Origin of the sequence: Streptomyces sp. NPDC127177 (genome assembly GCF_042672475.1) — a bacterium.
Classification (GTDB): Bacteria; Actinomycetota; Actinomycetes; order Streptomycetales; family Streptomycetaceae; genus Streptomyces.
In genome coordinates this window covers 36,305-53,329 of record NZ_JBHXUW010000035.1, presented here as the reverse complement: position 1 = coordinate 53,329, position 17,025 = coordinate 36,305, and the positions used below count along the sequence as shown (strand labels likewise).

The following is a 17,025-nucleotide window of genomic DNA, read 5'->3' as shown; positions in this document are numbered from 1 at the left end:
GGACATCCGCGCGGGGCGACGATTCGTCACCCACACACGGGTGACGTGTGTGCATGCCGTGGAGACCGGGTGAAGATTGCGCATCGGTGGAGCCCGGAGCGTTTACCCGTCACGAGGGCGGCACTCCACACACCCGTGATTGTCAGAGGTCTTGACAACTCGATTGGTCTGGACCAGTTTATCGGCCAGCGGTGGCCACCGTTCCTCGAATCCCCACACCGGCATCCCCAACTCCCCCCACGGAGGCAGCAAGTGGAACACTCCCCCACAACCCGCCGCACTGGACGCCACACGCGACGCCGCCCCCGCCATGCACTGATCGCCGCCGTGGCGGTCGCCGCCGCCGGCGCCCTCAGCGTCGCCGGCCTCGTCGGCAGTGCCCAGGCGACCGACACCGGCGCCGCCACGACCGCGGCCGCCTCGGCCGCCGCGGTCCCCGCGCACGCGGTGACCGGCTACTGGCAGAACTTCAACAACGGCGCGGCCGTGCAGAAGCTCAGCGACGTGCCCGCCGACTACGACATCATCGCGGTCTCCTTCGCCGACGCCACGAGCACGCCCGGCGCCGTCACCTTCAACCTGGACTCGGCGGGGCTGGACGGCTACACGGTCGACCAGTTCAAGGCCGACATCAAGGCGAAGCAGGCGGACGGCAAGAGCGTCATCATCTCGGTCGGCGGCGAGAAGGGCTCGGTCTCGGTCAACAGCGACGAGTCCGCGGCCAACTTCGCCGACTCCCTCTACTCGCTCATCCAGGAGTACGGCTTCAACGGTGTCGACATCGACCTGGAGAACGGCGTCAACTCCACGTACATGACGAAGGCGCTGCGCTCGCTCTCCGAGAAGGCGGGCTCCGGCCTCGTCATCACGATGGCGCCGCAGACCATCGACATGCAGTCCACCGAGGCCGAGTACTTCAAGACGGCGCTCGGCATCAAGGACATCCTGACCGTCGTCAACATGCAGTACTACAACAGCGGTTCGATGCTCGGCTGCGACGGCAAGGTCTACTCGCAGGGTTCGGTGGACTTCCTCACCGCGCTGGCCTGCATCCAGCTGGAGGGCGGCCTGGACGCTTCCCAGGTCGGCATCGGTGTCCCCGCCTCCGCCAGCGGCGCGGGCAGCGGCTACGTGTCCCCCTCGGTCGTGAACGCGGCCCTGGACTGCCTGACCGCCGGCACCGACTGCGGCTCCTTCAAGCCCGACAAGACCTACCCGGGTCTCCGCGGCGCGATGACCTGGTCGACCAACTGGGACGCCTCGTCGGGCAACGCCTGGTCGAGCGCGGTCGGCCCGCACGTCCACGGCCTGTCGTAAACCGTCGGCCATCGGCCGTCTCCGCCGGGCCGTGACCGGTCCGGGTCCATGGCCGGCAGCGCCGCCGCTCCCCCGGCGGCGCTGCCGCACGTCCGCCGGAAGGCCGCCGGGGCAGGTTCGGGAGGTCCCGCGTGCCCCCGCGGCGTCCGGGCGGACGGCGCTACGGGTCAATACACCTAGATCACCAGGCTGAGCAGCGCCGCGACCACGAAGCCAGCGACCGACAGGACCGTCTCCAGCACCGTCCAGGACTTCAGGGTGTCGCGCTCCGAGATGCCGAAGTACTTCGACACCATCCAGAAGCCACCGTCGTTGACGTGCGAGGCGATGATCGAACCGGCCGAGATCGCCATGATGATCAGCGCCAGATGCGGCTGGGACATGCCCTGGCCCTCGACGAGCGGGACCACGATGCCGGCGGTGGTGACGATGGCGACGGTCGCCGAGCCCTGGGCGATGCGCAGCACCGCGGAGATCAGCCAGGCCAGCAGGATGACGGGCAGGCCGACGTCGTGGAACGTGTCCGCGAGGGCGTCCGCGATCCCGCTGCTCTTGAGTACGGCACCGAAGATGCCGCCCGCGCCGACGACCAGCAGGATGTTGCCCACCGGCTTGAGGGACGAGGTCGACACCGCTTCCAGGGACTTGCGGGACCAGCCGCGCCGGATACCGAGCAGGTAGTAGGCGAGCATCAGCGCGATCGTCAGGGCGACGAACGGGTTGCCGAAGAACTCGACGACCGAGCGGAGGGTCGAGGGGTCCAGCGCGATGGAGGAGAACGTCGCGGCCAGGATCAGTACCAGCGGGGTGCCGATGATGGCGAGCACGGTGCCGAGTCCGACCGGCGCCTCGTGCGGGGTGACTCCGGCGGCGCGCTGCTCGGCGACGACCGCGGCCTTCGCCTCCTCGGCCGCCTCGACCATGTCCTGCGGCACCTCGACGAAGATCCGCTTGCCGATCCAGGCGGCGTAGACCCAGGCGGCCAGCACGGACGGGATACCGACGACGGCGCCCATCAGGATGACCCAGCCGAGGGAGACGTGGAAGAGACCGGCGGCGGCGACCGGGCCGGGGTGCGGCGGCAGGAAGGCGTGGGTCATGGACAGACCCGCCAGCAGCGGCATCGCGTACAGCAGGATCGACTTGCCGGAGCGCTTGGTGGCGGCGTACACGATCGGTGCGAGGACGAAGATGCCGACGTCGAAGAAGACCGGGATACCGAAGATCAGACCGGTCAGGCCCATGGCGAGCGGGGCGCGCTTCTCACCGAAGCTCTTCAGCAGGCGGGCGCTCAGCACCTCGGCTCCGCCGGAGACTTCGAGGATCGCGCCGAGCATCGTGCCGAGGCCGATGATGATCGCGATATGGCCGAGGATGCCGCCCATGCCGGATTCGATGACGGATACGGCGGCGGATTTCTGCACCGTGCCGAAGAGTTCGGTGACGGAGAGTCCGGCGCCCAGTCCGACGGCCACGGAGACGGCGAGCAGCGCGACGAACGGCTGCAGCCTGGCCTTGATGATCAGGAAGAGGAGGAGGGCGATTCCGAGGACGGCGACGGTCAGGAGACCGGCCGTCCCGTCTATGAGGAGGAGCAGTCCACCGGTGTGCGGTGGCGTCTCGGCCGGTGGGGGGCTTGCGGCGAGCAGCATGGGTAACTCCGTTGTCGTCCATGGGGTGCGGTGGGTAGGGAGGAGCGCGGCACGGCGCCCCTGTGGGGCGGGGCGCCGTGCCGTACGCGGTGGTGCGGTGGAGCGGGTGCGGCAAGGGCCTTTCGTTTGGATCAGGCCGGACCCCGCGTGCCCGGCCTGATCCAAACGAAGGGCCCTGGGGGATCAGGCTCAGCCGAGGACCGCGAGCGCGTCGATCTCGATGAGCAGGCCCTTCGGCAGGCCGACGTAGACGGTCGTACGGGCGGCGGGGGCGGCCTTGAGGTTCTGCTCGCCGAAGTAGGTGTTGTAGATCTCGTTCATCTCGGCGAAGTGGTCCACGTCCGTGAGGTAGACGCGCATCATCATCACGTCGTCCCAGCTCGCGCCGCCCTCCTCCAGGATCGCCTTGACGTTGGCGAAGGTCTGGAGGGTCTGCTCGCGCAGGGTGGGGCCGGCCGGGGTCGGGGCCTGGCCCTCCACGGCGGGCAGGAAGCCGACCTGGCCGGCGACCTGGAGGATGTTCCCCTTCTTCACTCCGTGCGAGAACTTCGCCGGCGGGGTGGTGTGGGTGCTCGGGGTGAGTGCGGTCTTGTCGGTCATCGCTGATCAGGCCTTCTTGGGTCGGGTGGTGCCGGAGTACTCCCGGCTGATGGTGTCGGCGGTGCGCCGGACCAGTGGGAGCAGGGTGAGGAGTTCCTCTGCCGTGACGACCACGTTCGGTGCGGAGACCGACATCGCGGCGACGACCCGCCCGTCGGCGCCGCGGATGGGTGCGCCGATGCAGTTGATGGACTCCTCGTGGCCGCCGAGGTCGGTGGCCCAGCCCTGTTCGCGTACGGCGGCGAGTTCCTTGAGGAACGCACTGGCGCCGGGGGTCGAACGGGACGTGTACATGGGGTAGTCGAGCCTCTCGGCGACTGCGCGCCGTTCCGGCTCGGTCAGGTCGGCGAGCAGCAGTTTGGCCACGGCGGCGACGGTGATCGCGACGGGCTTGCCGATCCGGGAGTACATCCGGACCGGGTAGCGGCTCTCGACCTTGTCGATGTAGAGGACCTCGTTCTCCTCGTACACCGCGAGGTGGACGGTGTGTCCGCAGTTCTCGTTGAGTTCGGCGAGGTGCGGGTGGGCGATCTCCCGGACGTCGAGGTTCTCGACGGCTTCCTGGGCGAGCGCGAAGAGCCGGGCGCCGAGGCGGTAGCGCTGGTCCTGCTGGCGGTAGACGAGGCCGTGCTCGTGGAGCGTGCGCAGCAGGCGCAGGGCGGTGGACTTGTGGACGCCGAGCCGCTCGGCCACCTGCCCGAGGTCCGCGGGTCCCTGTGCGAGCAGCGGCAGGATGCTCAGCGCCCGGTCGACGGTCTGACTCATGTACTGCGTACCTCCGTGTCGTCCCCCGTCCACCCGGGGCCGAGACGCAGTCTCCCCCAGGCGGCGTCGTCGAGGGCCGCGAGGTGGTCGGCCCGGTCGCGGGCGGGCGGGTCGGTGAGGTCGCCGGGGGCGGTGAGTACGGCGGCGGCCATCAGATGGCCGTGCCGGGCGCGGTCGCGGACGGGCAGTCCGCGCAGGGTCGCGGAGAGGAACCCGGCGGCGAAGGCGTCACCGGCGCCCACGGGGGCGACGACGTCCACCCGGAGGGCGGGGACGGTGGTGACGGTGTCGGTGTCGGGGGTGACGGCGTCGGGGGCCGGGGGGTGGGAGAAGACCGTCGCCCCGTCCGCGCCCCGCTTCACCACGAGCACGGCCGGTTCGGGCAGCGCCTCGCGGATCGCCTCGGCTCCCACGATCCCCCAGGCCTCCTCCGCCTCGTCATCCCCGACGAAGACCAGGTCCGCGCCGCGGGCGAGGTCCAGCAGGACGTCGGGGGAGGCTTCGCCGCCACGCCACAGGCCGGGCCGGTGGTTGACGTCGAAGGAGACGAGCGGCCGGCCGGCGCGGGGGGCCGTCAGCTCGCGCAGCAGGGCCAGGCAGTCGGCGGAGAGCGCGGCCGTGATGCCCGACAGGTGCAGGACCCGGCCGGCGAGCAGCGCCTCGAACGGGACGTTCGCGGGTGACATCGCCGAGGCTGCGGATCCGGCCCGGTAGTACGCCACCTCGTGGACGCCGTCGGAGCGGTCCGTCGCCGTACGGAAGTAGATGCCGGTGGGGCGGGTGGGGTCGCGCCGGACCGCGGAGGTGTCGACCCCGTAGCCGGAGACCGCGTCGACGAGGTGGTCGCCGAAGCCGTCCGCCCCGACCCGGCTCACCCAGGCCGCCCGGTGACCGGCGGCTGCGAGCGCGCACGCCACGTTGGATTCGGCGCCCCCGATTCCGCGGCCGAAGGACGGTACGTCGGCGAGGCGTCCCGGCTGCGAGGGCAGGAACGTCACCATGGACTCGCCGAGGCACACGACATCAGTGGTCGCGGCGTCGGCGGCGGTCCTGGCCGGGGTTCCGGACACTCGGGGCTCCTCTTGGTCGGCGGGGCGGCACCGGTTCTCGCCATTGACCGGGCGTCGGCTCGGATGTTAGACAGCCCTGAGCGATATACGCAATGGGTGTTGCATATGTTGCAATGCCGATGTGTGACCGTGACGCCGTCCTACGACGACGACCTACTTCGATGGAGGAGGCACCCATGGCTGCCGACCGTCCCGTGGCCGGACCGGCCGGACTCGCCCATGAGCGGGTCGACCACCGGTTCAAGGCCCTCCCGCCCGACGCGGAGGGGCTGACCGTCGGTGCGCTGGCCGCCGAGCGGCGCAACCTCTTCACCGGCGGGTTCACCACTCCGGTGCTCGCCCTGTCGGCCGAGTCCGTCGAGCACAACCTCGCCCTGCTGGAGACGTACGCCGAGCGCCACGGTCTCGCGTTCGCCCCGCACGGCAAGACCTCCATGTCCCCGCAGCTGTTCGCCCGCCAGCTCGAGCACGGCGCGTGGGGCATCACCGCGGCCGTACCGCACCAGGCGCGGGTCTACCGGGCGTTCGGGATCCAGCGGATCTTCCTCGCCAACGAGCTGGTCGACGCCGTCGCGCTGCGGTGGCTCGCGGGCGAGCTGGAAGCCGATCCGGAGTTCCGTTTCGTCTGCTACGTCGACTCGGTGCGCGGTGTCGAGCTGATGGACGAGGCCCTGCGCGCGGCCGGTGCCTCGCGTCCGGTCGACGTCGTCGTGGAGCTCGGCGCGGGCGAGGGCGCCCGCACGGGTGCCCGCACCGACGCCGACTGCGCGGCGGTCGCCGACGCGGTGGCCGAGGCCGGGAGTCTGCGCCTGGTGGGCGTGGCCGGTTACGAGGGCGAGGTGCCCCAGGCGTCCGGCGAGCGGGTACGGGAGTGGCTGCGCCGACTCGTCGCGCTGGCCGCCGGGTTCGACGCGGCGGGGCGGTTCGCCGCGCTGGGCGCGGGTGAGCGGATCGTGATCAGCGCCGGTGGCAGCGCGTGGTTCGACGCGGTGGCGGACGTGTTCGCGGAGATCCCCGAACTGTCCCACCCGGTACTGAAGTTGCTGCGCTCGGGCGCGTACGTCTCGCACGACGACGGCCACTACCGCCGTCTGACGCCCTTCAACCGGGTTCCCGAGGAGGGCTCGTTGCAGCCCGCCTTCCGCCTCTGGGCGCAGGTCGTGTCGCGGCCGACCGCCGAGCAGGCGTTCCTCAACGCGGGCAAGCGGGACGCGGCTTACGACCTCGACCTGCCGCAGGCGCAGGTCGTGCGGTCGGGGCGCGACGGCTCGGTGCGGCCGGCGACGGGGGTCGAGGTGACCGGTCTCTCGGACCAGCACGCGTGGGTGCGGACGGAGGAGGGGACCGGCCTGGAGGTCGGGGACTGGGTGGGGATGGGGCTCTCGCATCCGTGCACCAGCTTCGACAAGTGGCAGCTGATTCCGCTGGTGGCGGCGGACGGCACGGTCACGGACTACATCCGTACGTTCTTCTGATCCCCGCGGGGTGGTTTCCCCCACCCCGCACCTACCCGTAACCGGGGCTCCGCCCCGACCCCGCGCCTCAAGCGCCGGCGAGGCCGGTATCGAAAGGCACCCCCATGGACCTGGTCATCCGCGACGCCCGCGTCATCGACGGCACCGCGACCCCCTCCTACCGCGCCGACGTCGCCGTCCGTGACGGCCGCGTCGCGGAGATCCATCCGGAGCACGCCCCGGGCCCCCGCCCCACCGGCGCCCGTGTGCTGGACGCCGACGGGCTCGCACTGTCCCCGGGCTTCATCGACATGCACGCCCACAGCGACCTGGCCCTGCTGCGCGATCCCGACCACAGCGCGAAGGCCGCACAGGGTGTCACCCTCGAAGTCCTGGGCCAGGACGGGCTGTCGTACGCCCCGGCCGACGACCGCACCCTCGCCGAGGTCCGCCGCTCCATCACCGGGTGGAACGGCGACGGGAGCGACATCGACTTCGACTGGCGCACGGTCGGCGAGTACCTGGACCGGCTCGACCGCAACTTCGGCGGCCAGGGCATCGCCGTCAACGCCGCCTACCTCGTCCCGCAGGGCACCGTCCGGATGTACGCGGTCGGCTGGGACGACCGGCCCGCCACCGACGCCGAACTGACCCGGATGAAGGAACTCGTCGCGCAGTCCATGGAGGAGGGCGCCGTCGGCATGTCGTCCGGGCTCACCTACACCCCCGGCATGTACGCGGACGACGCCGAACTCACCGAGCTCTGCCGGGTGGTGGCCGCGCACGGCGGCTACTACTGCCCGCACCACCGGTCCTACGGGGCGGGCGCGCTGGAGGCGTACGAGGAGATGGTGCGGCTCACCCGCAGCGCGGGCTGCGCGCTGCACCTCGCCCACGCCACGATGAACTTCGGCGTGAACAAGGACCGGGCGCCCGATCTGCTCGCGCTGCTCGACCGGGCCCTCGACGAGGGCGCCGACATCTCCCTGGACACCTACCCGTACACCCCGGGCTGCACGACGCTGGTCGCGATGCTGCCGAGCTGGGCGAGCGAGGGCGGCCCCGGGCCGATCCTGGCCCGGCTCGCCGACGATGCCACGGCCGCGCGCATCCGGCACGACATGGAGGTCGTCGGTTCGGACGGCTGCCACGGTGTGCCGATCGAGTGGGACGCCATCGAGATCTCCGGCGTGAGCGTGCCCGGCCTCGGCGGTCTCGTCGGGCGTACGGTGGCCGAGTCCGCGCGGCTGCGCGGCGAGGAGCCCTGGGTGACCGCGCGGCAGCTGCTCCTGGACGACCGGCTCGGCACGACGATCCTTCAGCACGTGGGCCACGAGGAGAACGTCCGGCAGATCATGCGCCACCGCGTCCACACCGGCGGCAGCGACGGCATCCTCCAGGGCGACAAACCGCATCCGCGCGCCTACGGCACCTTCCCGCAGTATCTCGGGCGGTACACGCGGGAGCTGGGCATCCTCGGCCTGGAGGAGTGCGTCGCCCACCTCACCTCCCGTCCCGCGGCCCGGCTGGGGCTGGCGGACCGGGGCCAGGTGCGCGAGGGCTACCGGGCGGACCTGGTCCTCTTCGATCCGTCGACGGTGGCCGCGGGATCGACGTTCGACGAGCCGCGCACCCTGCCGGTGGGCATCCCGCACGTGCTGATCGACGGACGCTTCGTCATCGAGGACGGCAAGCGGACCCAGGTCCTGGCCGGCCGGTCGGTGCGGTCCGGAGCCCGCCCGTAGCGGCCGGGCTCCGCGCTTGCGGCCGTACGGATTCGCGGACCCCGCACTTACATCGCGACAGGGCGGGCAACCGGGTTGCATGAATATTTCTGCGACAGCCCGGAAGAGTCATGGAAAGGCCAGACGGGCAGGAAATGGCTCGGCGGTCGAGGCCGGCGGCCGTGCGGGATTCGTGGCCCGTGGTGTGATCTATTTCCTCGTCGGTGTCCTGGCGCTGCGCATCGCGTTCGGGCACGGCGGCGGGGGTGGCGGAAAGACCGCGGACCGGGGCGGGGCGCTCAGCGAGATAGCGCAGAAGCCCTTCGGTTCCGTTCTGTTGTGGGTCATCGGTGTCGCGCTGGCCGGCATGGCCCTGTGGCGGCTGTCGGAAGCCGCGTTCGGTGCCGCCGGACCCGATGGGCACAAGGCGACCAAACGGCTGGCGTCGGCCGGCCGTGCCGTCTTCTACGGCTTCGTGTCGTACTCGGTGCTGATGTTCGCGGCGGGCGACCGGGGCAGCGGCAGCGGTGCCAGCGACGCACGTTCGCAGGACGTCACGGCGAAGGTGCTCGACCTGCCGGGTGGCCGCTGGCTGGTGGCGGCCGGTGGCGTGGCGATCGCCGCCGCCGGCCTGTGGATCGCCGGCCGGGCCGTGCTGCGCAAGTACCACAAGCACCTGCGCATGGGCGAGATGTCCCGCACCGAGCGACGGGCCGTGGACGTCACCGGAATCCTCGGCGGGGCCTCCCGCGGGCTGGTCTTCGCGGTGGCGGGCGGTTTCGCCGTGGCCGCCGCGGTGAAGGCCCGGTCCGGTGAGGCGAAGGGCATGGACGACACGCTGCGCTCCTTCAGCACCACCCCGGCCGGACCCTGGCTGCTGGCGCTGGTCGCGGTGGGTCTCGCGGCGTTCGGCCTCTTCTCCCTGGCGAACGCCCGGTGGCGAAAGATCTGAGGGAGCGGACGGTTCACGGACGCGGCGGGCCGGGGATCCTCTCCCGGCCCGCCCCGAGCGTTACGGCTTGGGCAGTTCGCACCCTGCGCGGTCCAGGTCGAACACGTTGCCCGCGCCGATGCACGGCACGATCCCGTAGGTCTCCTGGGCGTAGTTGATGCCCTGGCGGACCGTCACCTTGCCGCCCTCGTCGACCTCGCACGGGTTGTTGTCCGTGCACTCCTGCCCGTCCTCGTTACCCGTGTTGTTGACGGCGACGACCTTGCCGGTCGCGTCGTCGATCACCGGCGAGCCGGAGGTGCCACCGATGGTGTCGCAGGCAGAGGTGTAGCGGACCGAGTCCTTCCAGGTCCACTCCCCCTCCTTGAGGCGGTAGACGAACCCGTCGACGTTGCAGCTGTAGGTGCGCTTCCAGTAGCCGGACGCCACGGTGATCGCGGTGCCCTGCTCCGGGTGCGCGGTGTTGAGCTCCAGCGCCTCGATCCCGTAGCTGCTCTCGATCTGGGCGTACGTCGAGGTGAGTTGGTACACCGATATGTCGGTGTCCGTCATCGTGCCGTACGCGACCTTGCTCGCCTTCAGGGTGCCGACGCCGTTGCCCGCCGCGTTCAGCAGGGTGAAGGTGCGGGTGGACGCCTGACCGAGCACGACCTCACCGGGGCCGGGGAAGCCGGACTCCAGGCAGTGCCCGTTGGAGAGCACGAGCGCGGGGTCGTCGGGCTGGGAGTCGGGCGTGCGGACCACGGAGCCCGAACAGTTGCTGAGAGCCACGGTCCCGGCGAATCCGACCGCCTTGGTCCTGGCCTTGGCCTGGAGCGCGGTGTGGCTCGATGACGCCGCCGACCTGACCGCGCTGGGCGCTGCCGCGTCGTGGCTCGTGGCCGCGGTCGCGGGTGCGGTGCCGGCTCCGAGGAGCAGCACGGCGAAGAGCGCACCGACGAGAGGCTTTTTCATGTGGGGGTCCCCTCTAGTGACCTGCGCAGAGCGTGTGGGGCCTCTGCGACCGAAGTTTCTCCGGTTTTGACATGCGCATGGTGGCGTATTGAGAGGGGGCGCACAAGGGGCGGATCAGGCCGCGGACACGGTCGCCCCGGCCGCGTGCTCAGGTCACCAGTCCCTGGCGGTAGGCGTAGACGACCGCCTGGACGCGGTCACGGAGCCCGAGTTTGGCGAGGATGCGTGAGACGAAGGTCTTCACGGTCTCCGGGCTGATCATCAGGGTCACGGCGATCTCCCCGTTGGAGAAGCCGTCCGCGATGAGGCGCAGGACCTCCAGTTCGCGCGGGGTCAGCGGCATGTCGGCAGGGGTGTCGCCGGTGGGCCGGATCCGGGCGGCGTACCGACCCACCAGCTTCCGCGTGACTTCGGGGTCCAGCAGCGCCTGTCCCGTCTCCACGGTCCGGATGCCGTGCAGGAGTTGGGAGGGCGGCGCGTCCTTGAGCAGGAATCCGCTCGCCCCGGCGCGCAGCGCCTCGTACACGTACTCGTCCAGGTTGAACGTCGTCACGACGAGCACCTTGACGGGGTGCGCGACCCCGGCGCCGGCCAGCAGGCGGGTCGCCTCGATGCCGTCGAGCACCGGCATGCGGATGTCCATCACGACGACGTCCGGGCGCAGTTCGTGCGCGAGGTCGACGGCCGTCCGCCCGTCCCCGCATTCGCCCGCCACCTCGAGGTCGGGCTGGGCGTCGATGATCGTGGCCAGGCCGGTGCGGACCAGGACCTGGTCGTCACAGATGAGGACCCGGATGGGCGCGGCGGTCATGAGGCGCTACCCGCGGGTATGCGGGCCCGGACGACGAATCCGCCGCCCTTCGCCGGATCGGCGCTGAAGTCGCCGCCCAGGACGCCGACCCGGTCGCGGAGACCGGCGAGGCCCCGTCCGCTCCCGCCGGGGACCTTGGTCCTCGATCCGGAGCCGTCCGTGCTGACCTCCACGGTGATCTCTCTCTCGCTGTGCCGCACCTGAACCGAAGTGCGGCTTCCATGAGCGTATTTGAGGGCGTTCGTCAGCGCCTCCTGCACGACGCGGTAGGCCACGAGATCGGCGCTCCCGGTCGCTGCCGCCGGGGTGCCCTCCTCGGTGAACTCCACGGTCTGTCCGGCCCGGCGGGTCTGTTCGACGAGGGTGAGGAGCCTGCCGACGGTCGGCGTCCTGGTCCCGGTGCCGTGGTCGGGGTTGAGCAGGTCGAGCAGGTGGCGCAGGTCGGTGATGGCCCGTCGGCCGGTGTCGGTGACCGTGGTCAGGGTCTCGTCGAGCCGTTCGGGCGCGGCGGTCAGATACCGGGCCGCCTCCGCCTGCACGACCATCGCCGTCACATGATGGGTGACCACGTCGTGGAGCTCACGGGCGATGCGGGTGCGTTCGGCGACGACGGTGTCCTCGGCGACCCGGCGGCGCCGTTCGGCCTCCAGGGCGCGGGTGTAGCGCAGCCACGACCCGACTCCCCAGGAGAGGCCCAGAGCCACGTAGAACGCCAGGTACTCGACGGGGGCCTCACCGGGTCCCATCCGGGAGAGCGCGACCGACAGCGCCAGGAAGGCCGCCGAGAGGACGAGCACGGTGGTGCGCCGGTGCCGTTCCAGATGGGATCCCGCGCTCAGCAGCGCGATGGGCAGCGCGGTGCCCGCCACCAGGTGGTAGCCGCGGAGCTGGTCCAGGGCGAAGCCGAGTGAGACCAGTGCGAGGCAGACCACGGGCAACCGCCGGCGAACGGCGAGCGGGAGGCTCTGGAGGACGACGGCGGCGATGCCCAGTGCGTCCAGGGAGCGCCCCGGCATGCCGCCGACCTCCGTACCGCGGTTGTGGAAGGCCGGCACGAGGGAGGAAACGAGGAAGAGCACCCCGAGCGGCAGGTCCCGGACCGTGACGTCCAACCGGTGCCACAACTCGGGGAACTTCCGCAGACTGGTCACCGGGAGACTGTAGTGGTGCCGGCCGCGGCCTCGACACGCCGGCCGCCCCGGGGCACCAGGTTGCCGCGACGGTGGGCCAGCCACAGGAACGCGATCGTCAGCAGCAGCCCGAACCCGACCGAGTACACGCTCGCCTCCGGGCCGAAGTCACCGCCGGTGATCCACTTCGAGCCCTCGGTGGTGGAGTCGAGTATTCCCTGCGGGGTGTCATTGCCGGAGACCTCGGTGCTGAAGATGCCGGACGCGGCGAAGTTCCAGCCGAAGTGCAGGCCCATGGGCAGCCAGAGGCTGCGGGTGGCGGCGTAGGCGGCGGCGAGCATGCCGCCGGCCTCGATGGCGATGGCGACGGCGCCCCACAGGCTGGCGTTCGGGTTGAGCAGATGCATCAGGCCGAACAGCGCACCGGTCAGCACCAACGAGAGCCAGGTGCCGGCACGCTCCTCGACGATCCGGAACAGGACGCCGCGGAAGACCACTTCCTCCGTCACCGCGGCGGCGGCCATGAAGCCGAACAGCCCCACCGCTCCGGTGACCGAGCCCAGTCCGTCGACCTTGTAGTCACCGGAGGAGGCCAGGTTCACGATGACGGCGCCGAACAGGGCGAGCCCGATCAGCACCCCCCGGCCGGTGGCCGCCGGCGCGCCCTGCGGGGACATCTCCGTGACGGGACGGTGCTCCGTACGCCCCACAACCCACCTGTAGGCGAACACCGCGAGGACGACGGTCAGCAGGCCGATCGCCAGCGTGAGCCACGGGTTCCCGTCCACCGCGGCGACGCACCGACCACCGATCATCCAGACGGCCACGACGGTCAAAAGCTGCTGCACGACTCTCACGCGAACTCCTCTGCCAGGTCCGCGGACACCTCGCCGCGGCTTCGCTCGAACGCTACGGATTCGGCCGCCCGGAATCGTCACCGCGCGGTGGACACCTGCGTGTAGCTCGCACGGGGGACAGAGCCGGGCCGCGGCCCGCTCAACGTGCCCCATACCGTGGGATGTTCGGCCGTGTGGCGGGTGCCGTTCGCGGTGTGCGTTGTGCGGTGTGCGGCCTGCCGAGTTCCGTGTGCGGTGTGCCGTGAGCCGAGTGCCGTTTGCCCGTGCCGAGCTCCGTGTTCCGGGCGACTGTCGTACCCCGCTGCCAGACTTCTCCCATGACTGACGCAGTGAAGGGCCCCGCGAGCTATTTCCCGTCGATCGAGAAGAAGTACGGCCGTCCGGTCGCCGAGTGGAAGGGCATCATCCGTGCCTCGCCGCTGACGAAACACATGGAGATCGTGGCCTGGCTGAAGTCCGAGCACGCGATGGGGCACGGCCACGCGAACGCCCTGGTCGCGCACACGCTCGCCGAGGACACCGGGCGGTAGGGCCCTGTCGCCCAACTGCCGTCGTCGCCCGGAGGGCGGCCGTGCGGCGTCAGGTGCGTGCTCTCGGCATGCCGGCCCCAGGCCCCTGTATGGACGTACCGGGGCCTGGGGCCGGTGCGGCGAGAGTGCGTGCATGGCGTCGCGCGGCAGACGGCAGTTCGACGACAGGCCCCAGCCGGGCGCACGGGACCGCGCCCGCCGCATACCGTCGGGCCATGAGCTCCGACCGCGATCACACCCTCGACCTCGATGCCTACCTCACCCGTATCGGCTGGAGTGGCGAGCGCCGGCCGACCGCCGCCGTGCTGCGCTCGGTGCACCGGGCGCACGCGCTGGGCATCCCGTTCGAGAATCTGGACCCCGTACTCGGCACCGTGCCCTCGCTCGCCCCGGCCGATCTGGAGGCGAAGCTCGTACACGGTGAGCGCGGTGGTTACTGCTACGAGCAGAACAGCCTGCTCGCCGCCGCACTGCGGGCGCTCGGCTTCCGGGTCACGCTGCTCGGTGCCCGGGTCGTGCTGGGCGCGGGCCCGGGGGACGTCCGGCCGCGCACGCACATGCTGATGCGCGTCGAGGTGCCCGGCGAGCCGGTCCCGTATCTCGCCGACGTCGGTTTCGGCGCCGGCGGCGCACTGCTGGAGCCGATCGCGCTGGCGGCGGGAGCGGAGCTGCACGACACCCCGCGCCGCCACCGGCTCGTCCACACGCCGCACGAGGGCCCGCTGGAGCTGTGGGAGCTCCAGGCCCGGACGGGCGGCACGGACGACGGCGAGTGGCAGGCGCAGTACGCGTTCACGCTGGAGCCGTTCGAGGCGCCCGATTTCGAGGTCATCAACTGGCACATCGCGACGAACCCGCGCTCGCCCTTCGAGCATCTGCTGTACGTCCAGCGAACGACCGAGGACGCCCATCTGGCGCTCGCCGGCCGCACGCTCGTGGTGACGGCGAACGACGGCGGCCGGGAGCGGCGGGAGCTGGCGGACACGGCCGAGGTGGAGCGCGTCCTCGCGGACGACTTCGGAATCCGGCTGCCGGAAGGGGCCCGGCTGCCGGAGTGACAAGGGGACGCCTGTTCGGGCACGCGCAGGCGCGCTCCGCGATGCCGTGGCGCATCTCACCCGGCCCGGTCCGTCACACTCCCGGCCACCCCTATTCCAAGCCCGGCCGCCGCCCGCGCCCCGGGTTCCCACGGTTCCCGGGCGGCGGGCGCATGGCGATGGAAGCCGGGCCGGGCGGGCCGGACGACCCGGGTGGGTCAACCTGCGGGGAAAGGCCGGGCAGCCCGCGAAACACAGTCGTAAGCTCGCAGACATGCAGGTCATCCAGTCCACGAAGCTCGCCAACGTCTGTTACGAAATCCGGGGCCCCGTGCTCGAGGAGGCGATGAGGCTGGAAGCAGCAGGTCATCGCATCCTGAAGCTGAACACCGGCAACCCTGCCGCGTTCGGTTTCGAATGCCCGCCGGAGATCCTCGAGGACATCCTGCGCAACCTCTCCGGTGCGCATGGTTACGGCGATGCGAAGGGGCTGCTGTCCGCGCGGCGGGCGGTGATGCAGCACTACCAGACCAAGGGGATCGACCTCGACATCGAGGACATCTACCTGGGCAACGGCGTCTCCGAGCTGATCCAGATGTCGATGCAGGCGCTGCTCGACGACGGCGACGAGGTGCTCGTACCGGCGCCGGACTATCCGCTGTGGACGGCCTCGGTCTCGCTGGCCGGCGGCACGGCCGTGCACTACCGGTGCGACGAGCAGTCCGACTGGATGCCCGACCTCGCCGACATCGAGCGGAAGATCACCGACCGGACCAAGGCCCTGGTGATCATCAACCCGAACAATCCGACGGGTGCGGTGTACGACGACGAGATGCTGCGCGGGCTGACGGAGATCGCCCGCCGCCACAACCTGGTCGTCTGCTCCGACGAGATCTACGACCGGATCCTGTACGACGGAGCGACCCACACCCCGACCGCGACGATCGCGCCCGATCTGATGGTCCTCACCTTCAACGGGCTCTCCAAGAACTACCGGGTGGCGGGCTACCGCTCGGGCTGGATGGCGGTCTGCGGGCCGAAGGCGCACGCCTCCTCGTACATCGAGGGGCTGACGATCCTGGCCAATATGCGGCTGTGCGCCAACATGCCCTCCCAGCACGCCGTGGCCACCGCGCTCGGCGGCCGGCAGTCGATCAACGACCTGGTGCTGCCGGGCGGCCGGATCCTGGAGCAGCGGGACGTGGCGTACGACCTGCTGACGCAGATCCCCGGCGTGACCTGCGTGAAGCCGAAGGGGGCGCTGTACCTCTTCCCTCGTCTGGACCCCAAGGTCTACAAGATCAAGGACGACCGGCAGATGGTGCTGGACCTGCTGCGGGCCGAGAAGATCATGGTGGTGCAGGGGACGGGGTTCAACTGGCCGGAGCCCGACCACTTCCGTGTCGTGACACTGCCCTCGACCGAGGATCTGACGGACGCCATCGGCCGGATCGCCCGCTTCCTGGACGGGTACGGCCAGGTCTAGGACATCCCGGCGGGCGCCCGGCGGAGGAGTCGGGAGACCGGATCGCGAAGCTGGACAACTTTAGACTGAATCTAAGCTAGGATGGATCCACAGCATCACCAGGAGGCCATCCATGTACGAACCGATCCGCACCAAATCGGTCCACACACCGGCCGACCATGCCGACGACTTCCCGCACCGCACCCGCGAGGAGGAGCTGGACATCCAGCTCGCCGGACATCTGGCCGCACTGCTCGCGGTCACCGACGAACTGGGTCTCGGCGAGGCGGGCGACCGCATCGCCGGGCAGGTCGCACGGTTGCGCGGTGCTCCGCCCGCCAGGCACGCCGGTCTGACCGGCGCGCCCGCCCCCGCCCTGCACCGCCGCGCCCACGCCCTCGCGGGCCGCGCGCTGGTGGTGGCGGCGTCCCGCGCCGACACGGCCGCCGCGATCCTCTCGGCCGAGCGCATGGACGCCCACGCCGCAGCCGTCCCGTCGCGACTGGTCGGCGCCCTCTGACGGCCCCGGTCCACGGGCCGTCGAGGCGCGTGGACCGGGTGCCACCCATCGAGCCGGGAAAAGCGGGGGGCGCGTTGGTTGGCGGCCCGTTCGCGGCCGGGGTGGAGGGGGGGACCCCCCCCCCGCCCCCCGGCCCCCCGGCGGCCCCCCCCCCGGCCCCCCCCCCCCCCCGGGGGCGCACCACCAA

At 71.1% G+C, this 17,025-nt stretch carries 16 protein-coding genes; 8 read left to right on the top strand and 8 right to left on the bottom strand.

Translation table 11 applies throughout. The features are described from left to right. The first annotated feature begins 315 nt into the window (after positions 1-315). Positions 316-1,317, top strand: coding sequence for a chitinase (locus ACFVJX_RS21960; protein WP_384128742.1), 1,002 nt, complete (start codon positions 316-318; stop codon positions 1,315-1,317). A gap of 176 nt (positions 1,318-1,493) precedes the next feature. Here the strand turns inward: ACFVJX_RS21960 and ACFVJX_RS21955 are convergent, their stop codons facing one another. From ACFVJX_RS21955 to ACFVJX_RS21940, 4 genes are all read right to left on the bottom strand, one after another. After that, positions 1,494-2,969, bottom strand: coding sequence for a GntP family permease (locus tag ACFVJX_RS21955; protein ID WP_384128649.1), 1,476 nt, complete (start codon positions 2,967-2,969; stop codon positions 1,494-1,496). A 189-nt stretch (positions 2,970-3,158) separates the two neighbouring features. Then, positions 3,159-3,569, bottom strand: coding sequence for a RidA family protein (locus tag ACFVJX_RS21950; protein WP_363030692.1), 411 nt, complete (start codon positions 3,567-3,569; stop codon positions 3,159-3,161). Between the two features lie 6 nt (positions 3,570-3,575). Continuing rightward, positions 3,576-4,334 carry an IclR family transcriptional regulator gene (locus tag ACFVJX_RS21945; protein WP_384128651.1) on the bottom strand — a complete coding sequence of 253 codons (759 nt, stop codon included), beginning with the start codon at positions 4,332-4,334 and terminating at the stop codon, positions 3,576-3,578. Then, positions 4,331-5,404, bottom strand: coding sequence for a sugar kinase (locus ACFVJX_RS21940; protein WP_384128653.1), 1,074 nt, complete (start codon positions 5,402-5,404; stop codon positions 4,331-4,333). The genes ACFVJX_RS21945 and ACFVJX_RS21940 overlap by 4 nt, the downstream gene beginning before the upstream one ends. Positions 5,405-5,580: 176 nt before the next feature. On the opposite strand from ACFVJX_RS21940, the gene ACFVJX_RS21935 reads away from it, so the two are divergent. From ACFVJX_RS21935 to ACFVJX_RS21925, 3 genes are all read left to right on the top strand, one after another. After that, on the top strand, positions 5,581-6,879 hold the full coding sequence (locus tag ACFVJX_RS21935) for an alanine racemase (protein ID WP_384128655.1): 1,299 nt from the start codon (positions 5,581-5,583) through the stop codon (positions 6,877-6,879). A gap of 104 nt (positions 6,880-6,983) precedes the next feature. Then, positions 6,984-8,603 carry an amidohydrolase family protein gene (locus ACFVJX_RS21930; RefSeq protein ID WP_384128657.1) on the top strand — a complete coding sequence of 540 codons (1,620 nt, stop codon included), beginning with the start codon at positions 6,984-6,986 and terminating at the stop codon, positions 8,601-8,603. 79 nt (positions 8,604-8,682) lie between these two features. Next, on the top strand, positions 8,683-9,534 hold the full coding sequence (locus ACFVJX_RS21925; RefSeq protein ID WP_384128659.1) for a DUF1206 domain-containing protein: 852 nt from the start codon (positions 8,683-8,685) through the stop codon (positions 9,532-9,534). Positions 9,535-9,594: 60 nt separating this feature from the next. Here the strand turns inward: ACFVJX_RS21925 and ACFVJX_RS21920 are convergent, their stop codons facing one another. The 4 genes from ACFVJX_RS21920 to ACFVJX_RS21905 form a co-directional block, all read right to left on the bottom strand. After that, the gene (locus ACFVJX_RS21920; protein WP_384128661.1) at positions 9,595-10,488 is read right to left on the bottom strand and encodes a serine protease; all 894 of its coding nucleotides are present in this window, start codon (positions 10,486-10,488) and stop codon (positions 9,595-9,597) included. A 148-nt stretch (positions 10,489-10,636) separates the two neighbouring features. Beyond that, entirely contained in the window at positions 10,637-11,299 is a 663-nt protein-coding gene (locus ACFVJX_RS21915; RefSeq protein WP_384128663.1) for a response regulator, read from the bottom strand. Beyond that, positions 11,296-12,450 (bottom strand): sensor histidine kinase, encoded by a 1,155-nt coding sequence (locus ACFVJX_RS21910; RefSeq protein WP_384128665.1) that lies wholly within the window; start codon positions 12,448-12,450, stop codon positions 11,296-11,298. The genes ACFVJX_RS21915 and ACFVJX_RS21910 overlap by 4 nt, the downstream gene beginning before the upstream one ends. Beyond that, positions 12,447-13,286, bottom strand: a complete 840-nt coding sequence (locus ACFVJX_RS21905; RefSeq protein ID WP_384128667.1) for a CPBP family intramembrane glutamic endopeptidase — start codon at positions 13,284-13,286, stop codon at positions 12,447-12,449. Before ACFVJX_RS21905 ends, ACFVJX_RS21910 begins: the two co-directional genes overlap by 4 nt. Before the next feature lie 317 nt (positions 13,287-13,603). Between ACFVJX_RS21905 and ACFVJX_RS21900 the strand changes: the two genes are divergently transcribed. The 4 genes from ACFVJX_RS21900 (at position 13,604) to ACFVJX_RS21885 (ending at position 16,838) form a co-directional block, all read left to right on the top strand. After that, a complete protein-coding gene (locus ACFVJX_RS21900; RefSeq protein ID WP_384128669.1) occupies positions 13,604-13,816 on the top strand; it encodes a DUF4287 domain-containing protein in 213 nt (70 codons plus the stop codon). A gap of 215 nt (positions 13,817-14,031) precedes the next feature. Beyond that, positions 14,032-14,874 (top strand): arylamine N-acetyltransferase, encoded by an 843-nt coding sequence (locus ACFVJX_RS21895; protein WP_384128670.1) that lies wholly within the window; start codon positions 14,032-14,034, stop codon positions 14,872-14,874. Between the two features lie 253 nt (positions 14,875-15,127). Then, positions 15,128-16,339 (top strand): pyridoxal phosphate-dependent aminotransferase, encoded by a 1,212-nt coding sequence (locus tag ACFVJX_RS21890; RefSeq protein WP_384128672.1) that lies wholly within the window; start codon positions 15,128-15,130, stop codon positions 16,337-16,339. A gap of 112 nt (positions 16,340-16,451) precedes the next feature. Beyond that, on the top strand, positions 16,452-16,838 hold the full coding sequence (locus ACFVJX_RS21885) for a hypothetical protein (RefSeq protein WP_384128673.1): 387 nt from the start codon (positions 16,452-16,454) through the stop codon (positions 16,836-16,838). Positions 16,839-17,025 lie beyond the last annotated feature (187 nt).